Consider the following 2413-nt stretch of genomic DNA (forward strand, 5'->3'; position numbering starts at 1 on the left):
ATCTACACCTCACCCTCCGTCGGCAGCGTCAGATGTGTACCCGCTCACCCTCAGAGCCCGTCTTCCATGAGGAGAGAGGGGGAGAGGGACGTGGCGTACGGGGGGAGCGGCCGGATCGCTGGGAGATTTCCGAGGACGTGCGGCGCCGGATGGTGGAGGTAGCACGGCACTTCCGGAAGGCGTCGACGCCGAGTGAGGCGCTGCTCTGGGAGGCTCTGCGTGGCCGCCGAATCGACGGCATCAAGTTCCGGAGACAACAGCCGATCGGCCCGTTCGTCGTCGATTTCTACGCACCAGAGAAGCGCCTCGTTGTCGAGGTGGACGGCGGTGTGCATGCCACTCAGGTCGAGCACGACCGTGAGCGCCAGGAACTGCTGGAGACGCTCGGGCTGCGTTTCCTCCGAGTGCCGGCGGAACTGGTAGAGCGAGATCTTGCTGCCGTCCTCCAGACGATCCGCACCGCTCTCGCCCAAGCAGTCCCCCCCTCGCCCCTTGTGGGAGAGGGGGGCAGGGGGGTGAGGGGTTTCCTCACCGCCGTTTCCGAGGCCGCAGCGGCGGTCCGCCGTGGCGAGCTGGAGAAGGTGGTGCTCGCGCGGGAGGTGCGGGTCGAGGCTGAGGAGCCGTTCGATGTCGAGGCGGCGCTCCGGCGGCTGCGCGATGCCTATCCGAGTTGCTACGTCTTCGCCGTGGCCCGGGGCGAGCAGGTTTTCCTGGGCGCTACGCCCGAGCGCCTGGTGCGGCTGGAGGGCCGGACGGTGCGCGTGGCCAGCCTGGCTGGGTCGATCCGGCGTGGGACGACGCCGGAGGAGGACCGGGAGCTGGCCGCTGCGCTGCTCGCCAGCACCAAGGACCGCGCGGAGCACGCGGTCGTCGTCCGGGCAATCCGCGCCGCGCTCGATGGCCCGTGCGTCGAGGTCGAGGCCCCGGACGAGCCGGTGATCCTTTCCGTCCGGAACGTGCACCACCTCTACACGCCGGTCACCGCGCGGCTGCGCGACGGCGCGACGCTGCTGGACCTGGTCGCGCGCCTGCACCCGACCCCGGCGGTGGGCGGGATGCCTCGCGCGGCGGCGCTGCGCTACATCCGGGAGCACGAGGGGCTGGACCGGGGCTGGTACGCCGCGCCGGTGGGGTGGATGGATGCCTCCGGCCAGGGTGAGTTTGCCGTCGCGCTGCGCTCGGCGCTGGTCGAGGGGGCCGAGGCGACGCTCTTCGCTGGCTGCGGCATCATGGGTGACTCCGACCCGGAGCGCGAGTACGCCGAGTCGGCGGTGAAGCTGCGGCCGATGCTCGCGGCACTGGGGATCGAGGGGACAGGGACCGAGTGACGCACCAGCAGGTCTTGTTCACCTATGTCGGCGCCTTCGTGGATGAGCTCGCCCGGGCCGGGGTGCGCCACGTGGTCTTCGCGCCCGGCTCCCGCTCCACGCCGCTGGCGGTGATGCTGGCACGGCACCCGGATATCCGCCTCTGGCTGCACCTGGACGAGCGCTCGGCCGCCTTCTTCGCGCTGGGCATGGCCAAGGCACGGCGCGAGCCGGTCGCGGTCGTCTGCTCCTCCGGCACGGCGGCGGCGAACTTCCTCCCGGCCGTGGTCGAGGCGCGCTATGCCCGCGTGCCGCTGCTGTTGCTGACGGCCGACCGCCCGCACGAGCTGCGTGATGTCGGCGCGCCGCAGGCGATCGATCAGATTCACCTCTTCGGCAGCAACGTGAAGTGGTTCGTGGACGCGGCCCCGCCGGAGGCGACGCCCGGCATGCTGCGGTATGCCCGCATGCTCGCCGCACGCGCCGCCGCCACCGCGCTCGCCGACCCTGCCGGCCCGGTGCACCTCAACTTCCCCTTCCGCGAGCCGCTCATGCCGCTGCCGCCGGAGGAGGACGCTCCCGATGCGGGCGTGGCGGCGGGCATCACCGTGTCGCGTGCCCCGCGCGTGCCCGACCCGGCGACGGTGCAGGCGCTGGCTTCGGAGCTGGCCGCCGCGCGGCGCGGGCTGATCATCTGCGGGCCGCAGACGGACCCGGACCTCGGCCCGGCGGTGGTCGGGCTGGCCCGCGCGCTCGGGTTCCCGGTGTTGGCCGATCCGCTGTCGCACGTGCGCTGCGGGCCGCACGTGGACGACGTCGTGCTCGACGCCTACGACGCGTTCCTGCGCGACCCGGCGCTGGTGGAGCGCCTGGCGCCGGACCTGGTGTTGCGCTTCGGCGCCATGCCGACCTCCAAGCCGGTACTGCTCTACCTCCAGCGCCACCCCGCCGCGCGGCACATCGTGGTCGACGGCGGCGACGGCTGGGAGGACCCGGAGCTGCTCGCCGCCCGGGTCGTCCACGCCTCGCCCACCCACCTCTGCACCGCACTCAGCAATTCTCCCCTCGCCCCTCGTGGGAGAGGGGGGCAGGGGGGTGAGGGGGAC

The 2413-nt window shown here is 72.6% G+C and carries 2 protein-coding genes; both read left to right on the forward strand.

The window, feature by feature from the left end:
- Window positions 1-149: 149 nt before the first annotated feature.
- Window positions 150-1328: an isochorismate synthase gene (locus IRZ30_RS17005; protein WP_294086890.1), complete on the forward strand. Its 1179-nt coding sequence runs from the start codon at window positions 150-152 to the stop codon at window positions 1326-1328.
- A partial coding sequence (menD, locus tag IRZ30_RS17010; protein ID WP_294086891.1) for a 2-succinyl-5-enolpyruvyl-6-hydroxy-3-cyclohexene-1-carboxylic-acid synthase occupies window positions 1325-2413 on the forward strand: 1089 nt, incomplete at its 3' end. The genes IRZ30_RS17005 and menD, both read left to right, overlap by 4 nt.

Origin of the sequence: Sphaerobacter sp., from assembly GCF_019683595.1 — a bacterium.
Taxonomy (GTDB): Bacteria; Chloroflexota; Chloroflexia; order Thermomicrobiales; family Thermomicrobiaceae; genus Sphaerobacter.